The organism is Sphingobacterium thermophilum, from assembly GCF_039541675.1.
GTDB classification, from domain to species: domain Bacteria; phylum Bacteroidota; class Bacteroidia; order Sphingobacteriales; family Sphingobacteriaceae; genus Sphingobacterium; species Sphingobacterium thermophilum.
Genome location: NZ_BAABGR010000015.1, coordinates 260,758 through 279,083 on the forward strand (window position 1 = coordinate 260,758; position 18,326 = coordinate 279,083).

General features: G+C 40.8%; 16 protein-coding genes and 1 riboswitch. Of the genes, 13 read left to right on the top strand and 3 right to left on the bottom strand.

Translation table 11 applies throughout. The features are described from left to right. Window positions 1–122 precede the first annotated feature (122 nt). The 3 genes from ABD873_RS07085 to metF all read left to right on the top strand — a co-directional run bounded on the left by ABD873_RS07085 (window position 123) and on the right by metF (window position 2,497). On the top strand, window positions 123–650 hold the full coding sequence (locus tag ABD873_RS07085) for a 30S ribosomal protein S16 (RefSeq protein ID WP_345066547.1): 528 nt from the start codon (window positions 123–125) through the stop codon (window positions 648–650). A gap of 83 nt (window positions 651–733) precedes the next feature. Then, window positions 734–1,258 (top strand): ribosome maturation factor RimM, encoded by a 525-nt coding sequence (rimM, locus tag ABD873_RS07090; protein WP_345066550.1) that lies wholly within the window; start codon window positions 734–736, stop codon window positions 1,256–1,258. Between the two features lie 133 nt (window positions 1,259–1,391). Beyond that, a riboswitch (SAM riboswitch) is annotated at window positions 1,392–1,490 on the top strand. A 53-nt stretch (window positions 1,491–1,543) separates the two neighbouring features. Next, window positions 1,544–2,497 carry a methylenetetrahydrofolate reductase [NAD(P)H] gene (gene metF / locus ABD873_RS07095; RefSeq protein WP_345066553.1) on the top strand — a complete coding sequence of 318 codons (954 nt, stop codon included), beginning with the start codon at window positions 1,544–1,546 and terminating at the stop codon, window positions 2,495–2,497. A 54-nt stretch (window positions 2,498–2,551) separates the two neighbouring features. On the opposite strand, the gene ABD873_RS07100 is transcribed toward metF, so the two are convergent. Together ABD873_RS07100 and ABD873_RS07105 are read right to left on the bottom strand one after the other, a co-directional pair. Continuing rightward, complete coding sequence (locus ABD873_RS07100) at window positions 2,552–3,223, bottom strand: OmpW/AlkL family protein (RefSeq protein WP_345066556.1); 672 nt, start codon at window positions 3,221–3,223, stop codon at window positions 2,552–2,554. A 200-nt stretch (window positions 3,224–3,423) separates the two neighbouring features. After that, on the bottom strand, window positions 3,424–5,106 hold the full coding sequence (locus ABD873_RS07105) for a glutamine--tRNA ligase/YqeY domain fusion protein (protein ID WP_345066559.1): 1,683 nt from the start codon (window positions 5,104–5,106) through the stop codon (window positions 3,424–3,426). Between the two features lie 98 nt (window positions 5,107–5,204). Between ABD873_RS07105 and ABD873_RS07110 the strand changes: the two genes are divergently transcribed. Beyond that, on the top strand, window positions 5,205–6,458 hold the full coding sequence (locus tag ABD873_RS07110; RefSeq protein ID WP_345066562.1) for a hypothetical protein: 1,254 nt from the start codon (window positions 5,205–5,207) through the stop codon (window positions 6,456–6,458). Here ABD873_RS07110 and ABD873_RS07115 read toward each other — a convergent pair whose 3' ends face one another. Further along, the gene (locus tag ABD873_RS07115) at window positions 6,459–7,688 is read right to left on the bottom strand and encodes an ROK family protein (protein WP_345066565.1); all 1,230 of its coding nucleotides are present in this window, start codon (window positions 7,686–7,688) and stop codon (window positions 6,459–6,461) included. A 205-nt stretch (window positions 7,689–7,893) separates the two neighbouring features. Here ABD873_RS07115 and ABD873_RS07120 point away from each other — a divergent pair, with 205 nt between their 5' ends. The 9 genes from ABD873_RS07120 to ABD873_RS07160 all read left to right on the top strand — a co-directional run bounded on the left by ABD873_RS07120 (window position 7,894) and on the right by ABD873_RS07160 (window position 18,233). Then, the gene (locus ABD873_RS07120; RefSeq protein ID WP_039053172.1) at window positions 7,894–9,165 is read left to right on the top strand and encodes an MFS transporter; all 1,272 of its coding nucleotides are present in this window, start codon (window positions 7,894–7,896) and stop codon (window positions 9,163–9,165) included. Between the two features lie 197 nt (window positions 9,166–9,362). Beyond that, entirely contained in the window at window positions 9,363–11,231 is a 1,869-nt protein-coding gene (locus ABD873_RS07125; protein WP_039053171.1) for an FAD-dependent oxidoreductase, read from the top strand. A gap of 28 nt (window positions 11,232–11,259) precedes the next feature. Next, a complete protein-coding gene (locus ABD873_RS07130) occupies window positions 11,260–12,462 on the top strand; it encodes a copper amine oxidase (RefSeq protein WP_345066569.1) in 1,203 nt (400 codons plus the stop codon). Window positions 12,463–12,473: 11 nt separating this feature from the next. Next, entirely contained in the window at window positions 12,474–13,337 is an 864-nt protein-coding gene (locus ABD873_RS07135; RefSeq protein WP_039053170.1) for a hypothetical protein, read from the top strand. A gap of 10 nt (window positions 13,338–13,347) precedes the next feature. Further along, entirely contained in the window at window positions 13,348–14,748 is a 1,401-nt protein-coding gene (locus ABD873_RS07140; RefSeq protein ID WP_039053169.1) for a DUF5009 domain-containing protein, read from the top strand. Window positions 14,749–14,765: 17 nt separating this feature from the next. After that, window positions 14,766–15,446, top strand: a complete 681-nt coding sequence (locus tag ABD873_RS07145; RefSeq protein WP_345066573.1) for a GDSL-type esterase/lipase family protein — start codon at window positions 14,766–14,768, stop codon at window positions 15,444–15,446. A gap of 3 nt (window positions 15,447–15,449) precedes the next feature. Continuing rightward, the gene (locus ABD873_RS07150) at window positions 15,450–16,121 is read left to right on the top strand and encodes a GDSL-type esterase/lipase family protein (protein ID WP_345066576.1); all 672 of its coding nucleotides are present in this window, start codon (window positions 15,450–15,452) and stop codon (window positions 16,119–16,121) included. After that, complete coding sequence (locus ABD873_RS07155; RefSeq protein WP_345066578.1) at window positions 16,122–17,054, top strand: DUF4434 domain-containing protein; 933 nt, start codon at window positions 16,122–16,124, stop codon at window positions 17,052–17,054. It begins immediately after the preceding gene. 9 nt (window positions 17,055–17,063) lie between these two features. Continuing rightward, window positions 17,064–18,233: a n-acyl-d-glucosamine 2-epimerase gene (locus ABD873_RS07160; protein WP_345066581.1), complete on the top strand. Its 1,170-nt coding sequence runs from the start codon at window positions 17,064–17,066 to the stop codon at window positions 18,231–18,233. Window positions 18,234–18,326 lie beyond the last annotated feature (93 nt).

Below are 18,326 nucleotides of genomic sequence, written 5' to 3' on the forward strand. Positions count from 1 at the left end.
TTTGTAGAAAAGTGGTTGATTGATAGAATAATTTATTCTTTTTGTCAAAAAATTTTTATCTTTGCGTCCCCTCTTACATGAAGTACGGGGGATATGTTGAATACATAATTAATTAAAAAAGAATGGCAACTAAAATCAGATTGCAAAGACACGGTAAAAAAGGAAAACCTTTTTACCATGTAGTAGTAGCAGATTCACGTGCTCCACGTGATGGTAAATTCATTGAGCGTTTAGGTTCGTACAACCCTAACACTAATCCTGCAACTATCGTTTTGGATTTCGACAAAGCTTTGGATTGGTTGAACAAAGGTGCACAGCCTACTGACACTGCTCGCTCTATTTTATCAGCAAAAGGTGTTTTATACAAAAAACACTTATTGGGTGGTGTTAAAAAAGGAGCTTTTGATGAAGCTACTTTAGAGAAAAAATTTGCTGCTTGGTTAGAAGCTAAAGAAGCAAAAATCGCAGGCACGAAAGAAAGTCTAGCGAAAGCTAAAGAAGAAGCTAAAAAAGCGGCTCTTGCTGCTGAGGCTGCTAAGAAAGCTGAAAAAGCTGCGGCTATCGCTGCTAAAAATGCTCCTGCTGCGGAGGAAGCTCCTGCAGAAGAAGCTGCTGAAGCTACAGAAAACAACGAAGAAACTGAAGGATAATTCTTTCATAAAGTATTCGGAAGAGCCGATTCATCAAATGAATCGGCTTTTTTTGCTATTTTTGGGATTTCTAGATTCATAAAATGACAGTAGAAGAAGGTTTTTATATAGGATATGTATCCAAGACGCGTGGCCTGAAAGGGGAAGTGCAGCTGTACTTTGAGTTTGATGCGTACGACGAGCTGGACTTGGACGTGATATTTTTGGAAGTAAACAAGAAACTGGTTCCTTATTTTGTACAAAGTATCAAGTTACACAACAACAGTACGGGTTATGCATTTTTCGAAGATATAGACCATATAGATAAGGCCCAGCCTTTGGTGCATCGTAAGATGTACCTTCCGAAGGATAAGCTACCGGAGCGAGATCCCGACGACTTCCGTTATACGGACCTGATAGGCTTTTTGGTCATCGACGAGCAACATGGCGAGTTGGGAGAAATTACCGACGTGCAAGAATTTCCACAGCAGTTTGTGGCCACAGTGGATATAGATGGTAAAGAATTGATGTTCCCTCTTTCGGAAGATTTGATACTGGATATCGATGTGGAGGAAGAAATTATAGAGGTAGATTTACCGGAGGGATTAGTCGATTTGTATAAGGAATAATAGGAAGAGCATACCGTTCTTCCTTTTTATTTTATAAGTCTATAGTAACAAAAATAGCGTAATAGTATAGCAGGATTGTAGACTAAATTGTAGATAAATTTTGTTGTTATCATTCTATTCGCGATATTAGCGGGGCTTATAGAGAAAGGCGGAGGGAATAGACCCAGTGAAGCCTTAGCAACCTGACGGAGGTCAAGGTGCTACATTCTACCCCTTGTGGGAAAGATAAGTCAGTGAAAAGCCCATCTCTTAGTCTTTTCTCTAAGCCTAAACTGAAATAACAACATGAAAATTATAGACCATATCAAGAATGCAAAGGGAAAAACTTTGTTCTCTTTTGAGCTGTTGCCTCCGGCCAAAGGTCAAGGCATCCAAAGTATTTTTAATACAATGGATGAACTAATGGAGTTTAACCCTCCGTTTATTGATGTTACATACCATAGAGAAGACTATCTGTATAAGCAGCACCCTAATGGGCTTCTAGAGCGCGTAGCCTATCGTAAGCGGCCGGGAACGGTAGCTATATGTGCTGCTATCATGAATAAATATAAGGTGGATGCCGTGCCTCACCTGATATGTGGTGGTTTCACCAAGGAAGAAACCGAAAATGCACTCATAGATTTGGACTTTCTGGGGATAGACAATGTGTTGGTTTTACGTGGTGATGCCCGCAAGGGTGATCCTGATTTTATTCCTACTCCTGGAGGGCACGCCTATGCTACGGAACTACTGGCACAGGTCGTAGATATGAACAACGGCAAATACTTGCATGAAGATATAGAAGGATCGAAAACGAACTTCTGTATAGGAGTGGCTGGCTATCCGGAAAAGCATTTCGAAGCTCCCAACTTCAATACCGATTTCAAATGGTTGAAGAAAAAGGTGGAAATGGGCGCCAACTTCATCGTAACCCAAATGTTTTATAACATCGATAGATACAAGGAGTTTGTGATAAAATGTCGTGACAACGGTATTGATGTTCCTATCATTCCGGGGCTGAAACCTTTGACCAATAAGAAACAACTGATTTCCTTGCCAAAAATCTTCCATCTAGATATTCCGGAAGAACTCAGTAGCGCTATCGAAGAATGTAAAACGAATGCCGACGTACAGAAAGTAAGTACAGAATGGATGGTAAATATGTGTAAGGAGCTTATCGACTTTGGAGTACCTGTATTGCACTTCTACACGATGAGTAATCCGGGGCCAACGAAAAAGATTGTAGAACAATTAGCATAATAAGAGGGGATTTCTTCAGAAAATCCCCTCTTTCCATTGATAGCGGAGAGCGTGTTAGAATTTTATTCCCACACCGAATCCTAGTAAGAAAGGATTGATATCCACTTTTGCAGGAATGTGTAGTCCAGCGGCTAGATTGGAAGCATCTACGTTTACGTCTGTCTTTAATAGGATGTTTTTCACATCAAGATTTAAGAAAATATTTTTGGAAATGTTGATATCGGTACCTAGTTGCATGGCAAAGCCGAAGGTGTTATCATAGCTGATATCTTTTACGGTATTTCCGGCATCCGGATTGTAGAAGATTGTATAGTTTACACCTGCGCCTACATATGGCTTCCATACCTTGTTAGGACGGAAGTGGTATTGCAAAGTAAGGGTAGGAGGCAGCAGCCACACATCTCCTAAGTCTACATTGGCATTGGCAGCACCGCCGATAGCCGAAAGATCGGAGTTGGTAGTATGAACATTATGCTTTGTTGTTCCTAAAATCAGTTCGGCCGCAACATTTTTCGAAAAGAAATAAGTGATGTCTAATTCCGGAATAAATGTGCTAGATACAGACACATTGCCTCCGATGGTCGAAATTTCTGCGTTCTCCACGGGTACAACACCTACTCCTCGAAGACGAATCTGCCATTTATCATATTCTTGGTTTTCCTGAGCTTGAGCAAACCCTAATGAGAAAATTAATCCTGTTACGATAGATAATATTGCCTTTTTCATATCAATTAATTTAGTTGTTTGTACAACCAAATGTAGGAGGCAATCGTATTTTTACAAGTGATTTATGTCAGTATTAATAATAGTTTAGACAACTTGTTTTTATAAGCAAGAATGATGTTTGTTATTTTGGAAATGAAAAAGGAGAGGTTAGGAAAAGCAAAAGAAAAGCAAAAGGAGGTCATTGACCTCCTTTTTATATGTTATGATCCTTTTTTGACTTCTTTGGCCCAAGAATCCTTTAGGGTCACTGTTCGGTTGAACACTAGTTTTTCTGCAGTAGAAGAGGTGTCTAGGTTAAAATATCCAAGACGGATAAATTGATAACCTTTTCCTGCTACCGCATTGGCTAAGTCCGGTTCGATGTAGGCTTTAGGAACTACCTTCAAGCTTTCCGGATTCAACACTTTTCGGAAGTCTTCTTCTGCAGCAGGATTTTCCACGTTAAACAATCTGTCATACAGTCTTACTTCAGCTTCTTTGGCGTGATCTGTAGATACCCAGTGGATGGTTCCTTTAACTTTTAGTCCTGAAGTATCTTCACCTGATTTAGAATTCGGTACATATGTACAGTATACTTCGGTCACTTTGCCGTTTTCGTCCTTCTTGAAGTCGTGGCATTCTACAATATAAGCATGTTTAAGACGTACAGAAAGTCCAGGACCTAGACGGAAGAATTTTTTTGGAGGATTTTCCATAAAATCTTCGCGTTCTATCCATAGCTCTTTAGAGAAAGGAATGATACGAGAGCCGTCTCCGCCTTCCACCTCGGGATTATTTTCGCCGATAAGTTCTTCTACCTGACCTTCCGGATAGTTGGTGATAATCAGTTTTATCGGATCCAAAACGGCCATACGACGCCATGCTGTCTTGTTCAGGTCTTCACGGATGCAGAATTCCAACAAGCTGACGTCAATCATGTTTTCACGCTTTTGGATACCTATGCGCTCACAGAAATTGCGTATACTTTCTGGCGTATAACCACGGCGGCGTAGTCCTGAAATTGTAGGCATGCGAGGGTCATCCCAGCCTTCTACATATTTTTCGTTGACAAGCTGTAGCAACTTCCGTTTACTCATCACCGTATAGCTGAGGTTGAGTCGGGCAAATTCATATTGCTTGGATGGAAAAATTTCCAGTTGTTCGATCAACCAGTCGTATAGCTGGCGGTGCGGTACAAACTCCAAGGTACAGATTGAATGGGTTATCTTCTCGATAGAATCGGATTGGCCGTGAGCAAAGTCGTACATTGGATAGATGCACCACTTGTCGCCTGTGCGGTGGTGATGTGCGTGCTTGATACGGTAAAGAATAGGGTCACGCATGTGCATGTTTGGACTGGCCAAATCAATTTTTGCGCGGAGCACCTTCTCTCCATCCTTATACTTACCTTCACGCATCTCTTGAAAGAGTTTTAAATTCTCTTCGATGGAGCGGTCGCGGTAAGGAGTAGGGATGCCTGGTTCGGTAGGAGAGCCTTTCGCTGCGGCAATCTCTTCCGGTGTGCTGTCGTCCACATATGCTAATCCTTTTTTGATTAATTTGACAGCGTATTCGTATAATGTCTCGAAATAATCCGAGGTATATAATTCTTCAGCCCATTGGAAGCCCAACCATTTGATATCGTTTTTGATGCTTTCCACATATTCTGTATCTTCTGTCACAGGGTTGGTGTCATCAAAGCGGAGGTTGGTTTTTCCGTTGTATTTTTGTGCCAAGCCGAAATTAAGGCAGATAGACTTAGCATGGCCTATATGGAGGTAGCCATTAGGCTCTGGAGGAAATCTCGTCAATACTCGACCGCCATGTTTTCCTGTTCGAATATCTTCTTCGATGATTTCTTCAATAAAATTTAACGATTTTTCTTCTTTTTCTTCCTCAATCATAAGGACAAAGTTACTCATTAATGCGATAAAAAGCAGATAGTTGAATAAAAATAAATTGATAAAAACCATCGAATTGAAATTGTTTATAAATTAGAGGTATGCGAAATCGAAGAATCATCCTGACCAGTATCCTATTAATACTGTTCAATATATGTGTTTGTGTTGCAGGAGGTAAGTCTCCTAAGCCAGTATTGCTGGTGTATGGTGGGTCTGTAGAAGCCTATATGGCTGCTGCTCAGGCTGCAATTTCCGGTGTGCCGACAGTCTGGGTGGACAATTCTTCTACTTGGCGTAAAAGTCTATCGACAGCTAGTGAATCCGTACAATCCGACCTGATGCTGGACGGTGGAGCTTGGAAGTATATCTTAAGAAAGACCTCCGTATATGAGGGCATAGAGGCCCTGCGTAGGGATAGTACTTTCAAGAGAGATCTTATGCGGTTGTCATCTATGCAACCAGCAAAAAAGGAGCTGTTGACAGTCATCCACCAGCAGGACATCGAAAAAGTCTCTGAATCTTCTAAATCTTGGGAGATCAAGCTTACCAATAAGCAAAGCTTTCAGGTGAAATATGTGCTCGACGCAAGCAAAGAGAGTAAGTTGTGTCGTATGGCCAATGTCAAAGCGGACGACAATGTCAAAGTACTGCGGTCAACGGTATTGTCTCTTCCGCAGTCAAGGGCGCTAATATTTGTAGGGGAGGATCAAGGAGAAATAGAAGTGGCATACCTACACGAAGTTGTTCCGGCAGAAAATAATCTTTTTGTGTTGAAGGCTAAAGAAGGCTACAACCTGCCTTATCGTGTAGCTTTGGGGCAGACAGTAGGAGCTGTAGTATCGTATTGTGCATTTTTCAAGACTTCAACGGATAAAATTGATCTGAGAGTACTGCAGAATGAATTGTTAATGTACAGAAGCCGCCTGCTCCCTTGTGTGGATATTAGTGTAGAGGACAAACATTACTCTTCTCTTCAAAGGATATTCTTGACCGGTATTTTGCCATTGAACCAGAAGGAAGGAAAGCTTTATTTCAATGGGCAAGATTCTGTAAAACTGGCGGATGTAAAAGAAGAGCTTAAGCGATTGTTTTCACGCACACAACTTTGGTTTGTAGACCACAATCCAGAATATCTTACATTAAAAAGTACGATAAGTCTTCTGAAGTTTGCCGCTTTTCGTGGGGATGAACTGGATAAGGAAATAGAGCAGAAGTGGAAAAAGGAGTTTGGTTTTGAACAAGATTACAATCCCGAAAGGCTAATCAGCAAATATGAGTTTGCGGTGTTGTGGGATAAGTATGCATCACCATTTTGGGTTAAGCGCAGTCAAAATGGCGATGCTATAATCCGTTGATCATTCGGTTACTTCCAACAATCTGTCGCGTAATAGCAGACATGCACCGTAGGCTGCTAAATCATCCGTATGGTTAGATATGATGATTTTGGTGTCGCGATTTACTGTCGAAAGGGAATATTTGTTGATAGCATTTTTCAATGGCAAGCTTAGGTATTCATCGGATTTGGCTACCACGCCGCCTACGATGATAAGCTCAGGGTTAAAGATATTTATCAAGGCAGCAACACCTCTCCCCAGACGGTCTCCAATGTAGTTGATAGCTTCAATACATAGGTTGTCATCCTTTTTGGCAGCGTGGATGATGTCACTTAGCTTTACGTCGTTGATGTCAGGAAATTTCTTTGTTAAGGTGCTTGTTGCGCCCTTTTTGATTTCTTCAATGACTTTTCTGCGAAGGGCATAGCCTGAAGCTTCTGTTTCTAGACAACCTTTCTTGCCGCATTTACATATGATGTCGTTGTCGAAAATAGGGATATGCCCGAATTCACCAGAAAATCCTGATTTTCCATAATACAGTTTGTTGTCTATAAGGATACCCAGACCTATACCGTTGTCCACATTGATAAACAGGGCGTCTTTGGCTTCTTTAAGAATTCCGCTAGAAAATTCGGCGTAAGCCAAAGCTTTGGTGTCATTTTCCAAAAATGTAGGGATGCCGATGTGCTGCTCGAAGAAATTCGATAGCGGATCCTCATAAAAGTTGAAATAACTGTACGAATAGCCTGTACGATAGTTGATACGTCCTGTCAAATTGATTCCTACGCCGAGAATCTTGGCTTTGTTGATATGATGTTTTTCGATAAAGGTTGTTATTTCCTTACAGATGCTTAACAAAGATTGTTCGTTGTTCTCCAACAGAAAAGGGATATTATCATTTTTCGATAAGATGTCCTTTTTCATGTTAATGAGGCATATGCTAAGGTGGTCATTAGCGACCTGTACACCTACGAAATAGGCAGAGTTGGCTTCCAGACCGTAGGTATTTGGCTTTCTACCTACAGTAGAAGTGGTCTTCCCATAATCTTTTACGAGCTTATCCTGCATAAGTTCGCTGATAGACTCATTGATTTTGGGGATGCTTATATTGAATGTTTTACTTAGTTCCGCTATGGTAGCTGTTTCATGCGTTGCAAAATGGGCAAGAATCTTTTTCTTCAGTTTAATGTTTTTGTAGGCTACACCATTTTTATTTGCCTCATGTAAATCTTTAAAGAAATTTGACGTCATACTACGTTAAGCTAAAGTTTCGGTAAAAATACCAAATATATTTCGGATATTATTTTAAATATATTTATTAATAAAGTTTTGATAAAATAAAATTTTTAAATATAATTGGAACAGAAAAAGAGTTGCTGACTAATTTATAGTAAATCTAAATTATTTTGAGTTTAAAACCTAATTTGTAAACTATCTACTTTAACTTATTTATAAGGTGAAAAACAATTCGTATAAAACCAGACATCCTCTGTCGTGGATTCCTACCACGTGGTTTGCTATGGGACTTCCTTTTGTGGCTTTGTCCAGTGCAAGTACGATTATGTACAAGAATCTAGGCGTTTCGGATACACAGATAGCATTTTGGACTTCGTTGATTATGCTGCCTTGGACGTTGAAGCCACTGTGGGGACCCTTTTTGGAGTTGTATAAAACTAAAAAGTTTTTCGTTTATGTCACGCAGATATTTACGGGGATCTTGTTTGGACTAGTTGGATTGACTTTACAGCTTGATTCATATTTCAGCTTCAGTATTGCCATTCTGACTATTATAGCGTTGAGTGCTTCTACTCATGATACTGCGGCTGATGGAGTGTATCTCAATGAGTTAGATGCGACAAACCAAGCTAAATATGTGGGGTGGCAAGGAGCATTTTACAATATAGCCAAGGTATTTTCGGGTGGCGTGCTGGTATATCTGGCAGGCCTGCTGGAACAGAAAATAGGTATTGCCAATGCCTGGATGGTAGTTATGTTCTGCTATGGAATTTTGATGGTGGTGTTAGGCTTGTATAATTCCCGTGCTTTGCCTTCATCACAACAGGAGGTGAAACCTACTTCACTAAAAGAGGGGATGGCGACACTTAAGGATGTGATAATAACCTTCTTTCAGAAGAAAAATATCTGGTTTAGCTTACTTTTTATTGTTTTTTATCGTTTTGCTGAAGGTCAAGCTATAAAGATTGTTCCACTTTTCTTCAAGGCCGAACGAGTAGAAGGCGGATTGGGTTTGAGTACTTCTGAAATAGGAATGTTGTATGGTGTGTTTGGTGCGATAGCTTTCGTGCTTGGGTCTATTTTGGCGGGAAATTTCGTTGCTAAAAGAGGATTGACACGCAAGACACTGATGACTTTGTGTGCTTTTTTTAACGTGCCTTTTGCTGCTTATGCTTTGCTAGCCTTTTTTGTGCCCACAAATCTGGTACTTATAGCTTCGGCAGTAGTGGTGGAATATTTTGGGTATGGCTTTGGTTTCGTGGGGATTATTCTATTTACCATGCAAAATATAGCTCCCGGAAAATATAAGATGGCGCATTATGCCTTCGGAAGCGGTATTGTGAATCTGGGCTTTATGCTGCCGTCTATGATTAGTGGCGGCTTAAGTGATTGGATGGGATACAAAATGTTCTTTATCTGGGTGTTGATATCGACTATTCCAGCATTCTTGGTGTCGTGGTTTGTGCCGCTTCGGAAGCCTGAAGAGGAATAGTTTTTTCTGTAAAATTTTTTCATTAGAGGAAAGATTTGTGAAGGATTGTTGTTTTATATATAATAAAAAAATTTAAAAACTTATTGATTTATATTTTATAATTTTTAAATTAGTAGTTGGTTTTTTAAGTTTGATTCTGAAAGAAGCGAAAAGACGTCTATTTTTAATTATAAAGGTCAATAGATAAATCTCTTGTTATGCGATATTCAGCCTGTATCATAGTTGTACTTTTATTAATAAGTTCTTGGGCTTGGGGGCAGCTTAAGACAGATCTTATCATTGTGGGAGGAGGAGCCAGTGGCACTACAGCGGCTATCCAGTCTTCCCGTCTAGGGGTGCGTAGTATAATCATAGAGGAAACTCCTTGGTTGGGAGGCATGTTGACCGCTGCTGGCGTGTCAGCCATTGATGGAAATCACCGTCTTCCTTCGGGCCTATGGGGTGAGTTCAGGGAAAAGCTTTATGCTCATTATGGTGGACCAAAGGCTGTAGAAACAGGATGGGTGAGCAACACCTTGTTTGAGCCTAAGGTGGGCGCTAGGATTTTACAAGAAATGGTTTCTGCGGAACCTCATATCTCTGTGTTGTTTAATACCCGATGGAAGTCTGTTGCCAAGACAGATTCAGGTTGGATAGTGCATGTTACCGATTTAAAGACGGGCAAATCTGCTACGATAGAAGGTAAGCTGCTCATAGATGCTACAGAATTGGGGGATGTGATGGCATATTTGAAGGTTCCCTATTATTTGGGCATGGATAGTCGTGAGCTTACCAAGGAAAAGTTTGCTCTGGAACAAGGAAACGATATCGTGCAGGATTTGACTTATGTCATTACATTGCGCGACTTTGGTCCTGGTGCGGATAAAACAATAAAAAAGCCTAAAGGATATAATAAAGAAGAATTTGCAGGATGTTGTGATATTTCCGACCCTGCCACTTTTAACAAGGATAACAACGACTGTTTCAAAATGGTTACCTATGGTCGTCTTCCCAATGGAAGATTTATGATTAACTGGCCTAAGAAAGGTAACGATATTTATCTGAATATCATAGAAAAAACTCCGGAGGAGAGGGCCAAGTTGCTGGAAGAAGCTAAGCAGATGACTTTGCGCTTCGTGTACTATATCCAGCATGAACTTGGTTTCAAAAATCTAGGAATAGATTACGATCAATATCCTACCAAAGATGGATTTCCTATGATTCCTTATCATAGGGAGTCGAGAAGACTCAAAGCCAAAGCTTTGTTTGCGCTTCAACATGTGATGACACCTTACGACACTCCGGAAAAGTACTATAGAACAGGTATTGCGGTAGGAGACTACACGATAGATCATCATCACTATAAATACGGAAATGCGCCTGAAATAGATTTTGTGAAGATTAGAGTGCCTTCTTACAATGTTCCTATGGGGGTCCTTCTTCCGGAGAATTTTGAAGATTTAATCGTCGCGGAGAAAAGTATTGGTGTTACCAACATCGTGAATGGAGCGACACGCCTTCAGCCAGTGGTGTTGGGCATTGGTCAGGCATCAGGGGCCTTGGCTGCCTTAGCAATAAAGCAGGGAAAAAAGCCTTCTGAAGTGTCTATCCGGGAAGTGCAGGCTGTACTCCTAAAACATAAGGTCTTTATCATGCCATTTATTGACGTGCAGCTTGCAGATCCACATTTCGAGATTTTGCATAAAGTGGGTGCAACAGGTATATTAAAAGGCTACGGTGTTCCCTATAAATGGGCAAACCAAACGTGGTTTTATCCGGAAAGAGAAATCAGTGAGTATGAACTTGTTCAAGGGTTGCGTTTATACTTTCCTGTTTTGGCCAATAAATGGGAGGCCTCGGGAGAGCCCTTGACTGTGCAAGGGGCAATTAATATTCTCAAGTCGATTGATGTTGCGGTCGATACGGAGAAAATAGCGCAGGTTCTTACAAAATATGGATTTGTCGGACAAGTAACTGCAGAGACTACGTTAAATCGTCGTTGGACTGCCGTTCTGATCGAAGATATTCTGAAAGTTTTTGAGCGTGACGTAGATTTTAAGGGAAATTTAGTAGAGACTAGAAATTAATTTTCATAGCTAAACCTATAATCATAGAATGAGAAGAACACATTTACTGTCGGGGCTGCTGATGGCAGGCCTCCTATGTACGGGACTACAAAATCTTAAAGCACAGACAACGAAGGCATATCAATTATCTTCATCAAACCTCAAAACCTTAAAAGAAACGAAAGTGGGCAGTATTGCGCGACTGGATAGTTTTCTGACGGTAGATTTTCCGAAGATAAGATACGATAAGGTAGTGGCACCAGGTCCTCAATTTATTATCTCCGATGATCCGGAATATATACGAGTGCCAGAAGCCATAGTTCTGCAAGAGGAGGTTAATCCTGGAGCGGTACGATTATATGTATATAATGTCAATGGGGTCAAAGAGCCTCAACAGATGAAAAGAAAGATTACAGCTGTGCTCAAAAATATGGGTGCGGAGCCGTTGACTTTCAGGATGCTTAAATACTCATCGCAGAAACCTTCTACAAATTACTTCCAGATAGGAAAAAAGGGCCTTGAAGATTTCTTTAAATCCAATGTTGAGAATGATGTGCGTAAGGTTAATCCGGGAGAGGTTATCGCTATAGATGAGCTTCTGGAAAAAAATGTGGTAGAATACGATCAACTGGTGCATGGATTTTATGAGTTTGTGGTGGATCAACCAGCACAGATTAGCATCCTACAGACAGCACCAGAAAACTATGGGCCTGATGTTTTTCCTACGATAAAAACCTTGATTCCTCATAGTCATGAAAATGCCGGTCGTGGTCTTTTTGGGGTTTCCAACTATACTGTTCAGGCGTTGGATACGCTAGATACCCGTCACGGAGTTAAGCAGCTTATCATTGCTGACGGTAATGACGACCCATGGATAACGGGAACAATAGGTCCGAAGAAAGAGTTTGCCCAGAATGCCGGCAACTATGGCGTCATGTATAAGACAAAGATTAGATGGAAGAGCACGGACGGTAAAGGTTTGGCTCTGATTACGTGGAACTCCCGTTCTGCCGACAACAAATGGTGTGGTGGCATGGGACTTACTATGGAGCTGAAGGGTAGTCAAGGGCAGTCGGTGGTAAGGCAGCTGCCTTCGGATGTATTGGTAACAAGAGCTGCTCCAGAAGCTATTTTAATTGAAGTATACAAGCCCGATCCGACAAAAGAAATTCAGGAGATAGAGTTTATCTACTCTCCACCTGGAGCTTCATGTTTGCCGACGCCGTTGGTATTTGTTCCTATAGATTTGTAGTTGCTTTCTATATGAAATTCAGACTAATAGTGTTTTTGGGCATTCTTTTAAACGGTTGCGTATCATCTTCTAAGCTTTCGAGTAACCATAAGGATGCAGAATTTTATTTGAAAGATGAAGTAAGACCCGCCTTGCAACAAAACTGTTTTTTGGGGGCTTATTATCGTAAGGTCGTAAGTAGTAGAGATTATTGGAAGGGCATAGAAGGGGAAGTTATTTTACCCTTTATGGAATTCGACGAAAGCAGAAAGAATTCGCAAAAAATTGGTCAGTATTTAGATAATCCTTCGGTATATATGGGAGGAGACATGGATGGTCAGGAAACAGATATTGGATTGACCTGGGAAGTTATAAAATATGAAGATGGCTCAGTTTCTCAACAGCGTTTAGCCTTTCGACCCTTTTTTAGGAGAGCTGCTCATTCTTCAGGTCAAATGAGTTTATGGCATTATGCTCCAGCCCAAAAAGAATATTACTGGTATCCGGGTGAAAAAGTTTATATGTCTGTAGAGATTATAGAAGACAAAAAATTGAGAATGGTAATAAGTGGGGAAGGAAAGTATTATGAAGAGGTGTTTGATTGTGAGGGATATAAATTAAATGAAATAGGGAGGTTTAAGAGAGTTAATGCTATAGATCAAGTAAGAAATGAGGGTAAAGATGTGCAGCCGACTAGGACTATTGTGAAGGGGGCACATTGGCTTTATACTAATTTGTTCCGAGACCTTGAGGGTGTTAGAGTCAGATTACCGATGCATAAGGGTAGATATACCGATATGCGATGTCCAGACCAAGCATATTTTGATATTAGACAAGAAAAGGAGGAGATGGGAAAGGGAGGGGAGAAAATAGAAATTAGAGGGATGATTAACTAAAAAGATATATATGATTAAATATAGAAACTTGAGCATAGATTTGCTCCGTGGCTTGGCCATCTTCGGGATGGTGCTGGCAGCGGTAATTCCTTGGAGTGCTGTTTTCCCGGGATGGATGTATCATGCTCAGGTGGGGCCGCCAGACTTTACGTTCAATCCCAATAATCCGGGAATTACTTGGGTGGATTTGGTGTTTCCGTTTTTCTTGTTTGCCATGGGAGCAGCTTTTCCTTTTGCACTGCATAGTAAATTGAATGATAGAGCTTATGTCACTATCCTGCAAGGTGTTCTGCGTCGTGGTCTGCTGCTAGTATTCTTTGCTATCACGCTGGCATATTTGACGCCGGGAAATCTGACGGCTCAGCCATGGGTCAATTATCTTACTTCGCTTGTCACCTTTCTGGCTTATTTCTTGGTGTTTATGCGCTTTGAAGGCAGCCCTCTTCGACGATACTGTTTGCAGGCTATAGGTTTTTTGGTCATAGCCGGTTTGACATATTACCATAGCGAAGTGCAAGGTAATACTTTCGATAAAAGTAAAAACAACATCATAATTCTTGTGTTGGCCAATATGGCTGTCTTTGGGTCGTTATGTTGGTTGTTGACAGCAAGGAATTTCTATTTGCGAATAGCTATTCTGGTGGGATTTATAGGCGTTTGGCTTACCCGTTCTATAGAGGGCAGCTGGACATCTTATATATGGAACTTTCACCCTAAACTCCATTGGTTTTACAATTTCTCTTTCCTGAAATACCTCTGTATCGTCTTACCGGGATCTATATTAGGAGATTTGGTTCTTCAATATAAGGATATTACCAATAAATTGTATGAGGATAAAGAAAGAAGAGCAGCAGCATGGGTGGCAGCAGTATCTTTTATCTGGGTGGTATTTCATGTGGTGACGCTCTATATGAGAGAGCTAGCGTTAAATCTTTTGGGACATTTTATTTTTGTGGGACTCTACCTGTTGTTTTTCCGGAACCGAAAAGAGGGACAAATCGGCTTTTACCGTGTGTTATTAGGCTGGGGATTGGCTCTGGCTAGCATAGGACTGTGTTTCGAGCCGCTGGATGGAGGAATCAAAAAGGATCCTTCTTCTTTCTCCTATTGGTTCTTGACCAGTGGTCTTGCTTTTGCCTTTTATGTGGTATGCGATTACCTTACTAAAGAGCACACGAAGAATCTGGCGGTGACATCGTTGGTAAAGTGTGGTCAAAACCCGATGTTGGCTTATTGCGTGACTGCCTTTTGCATAACACCTCTTTTAGGATTAATGCAAATATTACCGTTTTTGGATAGTCTATCGGCGCAGAGTCCTTATCTCGGGTTGATACGTACGCTGGTGTTCATGTTTTTGATGTTGCTCATCACCAACATAGCTACTAATAAGAAATGGTTTTGGAGATCTTAATGTTTAATGAATCGTTGATGAAAAAATATCTTTTTCCTCTAATGACCTTCTTCTTGATGTCACATGCGATGGCTCAAGAGGCAGCAGACGTAGACAGCAATTATGTTTTTTCCGGATATACGGAAAGAGTAGAAACTTTCTGGAAAATGCCGGTACGAAAAGGTGCTATAATATTTGTCGGTAATAGTCTTACGGATGCCGGACGTTGGAATGATATAGCGCCGGAGCTTCCGATTCTGAATCGAGGTATCAGTGGAGATATATCTTTTGGTGTGGTAGCCCGTTTGGATGAGATTTTGCGGCATCAGCCGTCCAAGATTTTTTTGATGATAGGAGTCAATGATCTTAAAAGAAGAGTCCCGATATCCTATATTGTGGACAACTATAAAAAGATCGTAACGGCAGTGAGATTACAATCTCCGAATACGAAAGTCTATCTGAACAGCATACTTCCTATCAATGAGAAAAAGCTTATAGAGTCCTTCAAGGCAGTGAAAAATGAAGATATTGCCAAGCTGAATGATGCGTTGAAAGATATTGCCGCAGCCCATAATCAAGTTGAGTTTATAGACCTTTATCCGGTGGTGGCTGACCTTAAAGGTCAGTTGCGTGAAGATATCACACCGGACGGTATACACCTAGAGGTGTGGGCATATCCGCAAGTTGTCGCGTATTTGAAAAAAATTAAAGTCTTGTAGATTATGAAGTGGTTGAATGTTATCATGTTTGTTTTTGCTTCCATAAATGGACTTTATGCCCAAAATAAAGCAGTAGATAGTGCATACAATAATTGGTATTACGACTCCAGAGAAAAATTATATCAGCATATAAAAGGACAGGCCGTAGATGTGATTTTCTTCGGCAATAGCATTACGGAGCGGGGACCATGGCATGAGCTTTTCGCTCAATATAAGGTTGCTAATAGAGGGATTGGAGGAGACAATACCTTTGGAATGAAAGCCCGAATTGGGGATGTAATGCTTTCTAAGCCGAAAAAGATTTTTCTGATGATGGGTATCAATGACATAGGGCGTGGATTACCCACCGAAATAACTTTGAAAAACTGGGAAGAAATTATCCGTATTATTCAAAAAACAAGCCCTAAGACAAAAATATATGTACAAAGTACGTTGCCATTGAATGAAAAGCTGCTGAAATACGATTATCTGAAAGGTAAAGAACAGATGATCCGAGATCTTAACGAAGGATTGGTGAAACTGTGCAAAAGGTATAAGCTTACCTATGTTGATGTGAAAGAGGTGTTGGCAGATGGTTATACGTTGAAAGAGCAATACACAGGAGATGGCATACATGTTAATACTGATGCCTATTTGGTATGGGCAAAATATTTGGTAGACAAAAAATTCTTATAGATGAAGATTACGGGAACTTTTATTGATGAGATAAGCCACGATATTCCCCATCAGAATTGGGGTAGAGAGGAGTGGGATAGGGATTTTGCATATATGAAAGCCGTAGGTATAGATACGGTAATCATGATACGCTCGGGTTATAGGAGATTTATTACCTATCCATCGGCTTATTTGCAGAAAAACCTAGGATGCTATGAGCCACCGGTAGACTTGGTGGAGATGTTTCTCCAACTGGCAGAGAAGCATGGTCTTAAATTTTATTTCGGTTTGTATGACAGCGGTAAGTATTGGGATACGGGAGATATGCAGCATGAAATTGATGCCAACCGCTATGTTATCGACGAGGTGTGGAGTAGATATGGTCACTATTCGAGTTTTGCAGGCTGGTATCTCAGTATGGAAATCAGTAGAAAGACTAAAGGTGCTGCGGCTGCATTTCGTATTCTGGGTGAACAGTGTAAAGGGGTGAGTGGCAACTTGCCCACATTCATTTCCCCATGGATAGATGGCAAAAAAGCCGTGATGGCGGCCTCGGCACAGCTCACCAAGACGGATGCTGTCTCCTTGAAAGAACATGAAACCGAGTGGAATGAAATATTTCATGAAATCCATACAGCTGTGGATGCTGTAGCCTTCCAAGATGGACATATAGACTATCATGAGTTGGAAGATTTCTTTACAGTCAATAAAAAGTTGGCAGACAAGTATAATATGCAGTGCTGGACCAATGCGGAAACCTTTGATCGCGATATGCCTATCAAATTTTTGCCTATCAAATTCGAGAAATTACGCTTGAAGTTGGAAGCCGCTCGTAAAGCCGGATACGACAAGGCTATTACCTTTGAGTTTTCGCATTTCATGAGTCCACAGTCGGCGTACTTACAGGCAGGACACTTATACAATAGATACAAAGAATATATAGCAACATTATAGATTTTTGGGATGGAAGATTTTGTTATTAAGTATAGGAAAGAATTATTAGAGAATGTGATTCCTTTTTGGGAAAAATATTCCATTGACAAAGAATATGGAGGTTATTTGACATGTCTGGATCGTGACGGCTCTGTCTTCGATACGGATAAGTTCATGTGGTTGCAGGGACGTCAGATATGGACGATGTCTATGCTATATGATAAGGTAGAGGCGAAGGAGCATTGGAAAGAGATAGCAGAACATGGAGCCCGCTTTATTTTACAGCATGGCCGTGACGAAAAGGGCGATTGGTATTTCGCTCTGGATAGAGCAGGAAATCCATTGGTGCAGCCTTACAACATCTTTTCGGATTGCTTTGCCAGCATGGGCTTGGCGGCGTTGTATAAGATTACTAACAACGATGAATATGCGCAGGTCGCTTACGACACTTTCAAACGTATCATCCAAAGACGCAATAATCCAAAAGGTAAATACAATAAGGCTTATCCTAATACACGGGCTCTCAAGGGTTTTTCGCTGCCGATGATTCTGAGCAATCTGTCGTTGGAATTAGAGCATATCGTAGGCACAGATACTGTAGAATCGCTTATCGATGAAATCATTCACGAGGTGATGGAAGTGTTCTATCAACCTGAAAGTGGCCTTATCGTAGAAAGTGTCAATGCCGACGGTACTTTTTCAGATACATTTGAAGGACGATTGGTAAATCCGGGGCATGTCATCGAAGCTATGTGGTTTATGATGGATCTGGCTGCCAGACGTAAGGATGCTAAACTGATGGATAAATGTATTCAGATAGCGCTACGTGCGCTGGAGTATGGATGGGATGAGGAGTTTGGCGGTATTTTCTACTTTAAAGATATCTTAAACAGACCACCACAACAGCTGGAATGGGACCAAAAACTATGGTGGGTGCATCTGGAAGCTTTAGTATGTATGGCTAAAGGTTATGCCTATACAGGAGACGAGAGATGTAAAGCATGGTTTGAAAAATTGGATAACTATGCCTTTAATAGATTCTCAGACCCACAGTATGGAGAGTGGTTCGGCTATCTCAATAGACAAGGACAGCCTTTGCTCACCTTAAAAGGAGGTAAGTGGAAAGGGTGCTTCCATGTGCCGCGTGCCTTATTTAAAATATATGAGTCGCTTGAGACTACAGTACTTCAAGGAATATAAGAGCAGAATAAGCCGTCAGAATAAATCAAAGTTTATGTGACGGCTTTTATTGATATTTATTATTAATTTTTTTTAAAAATATATTTGTTATAA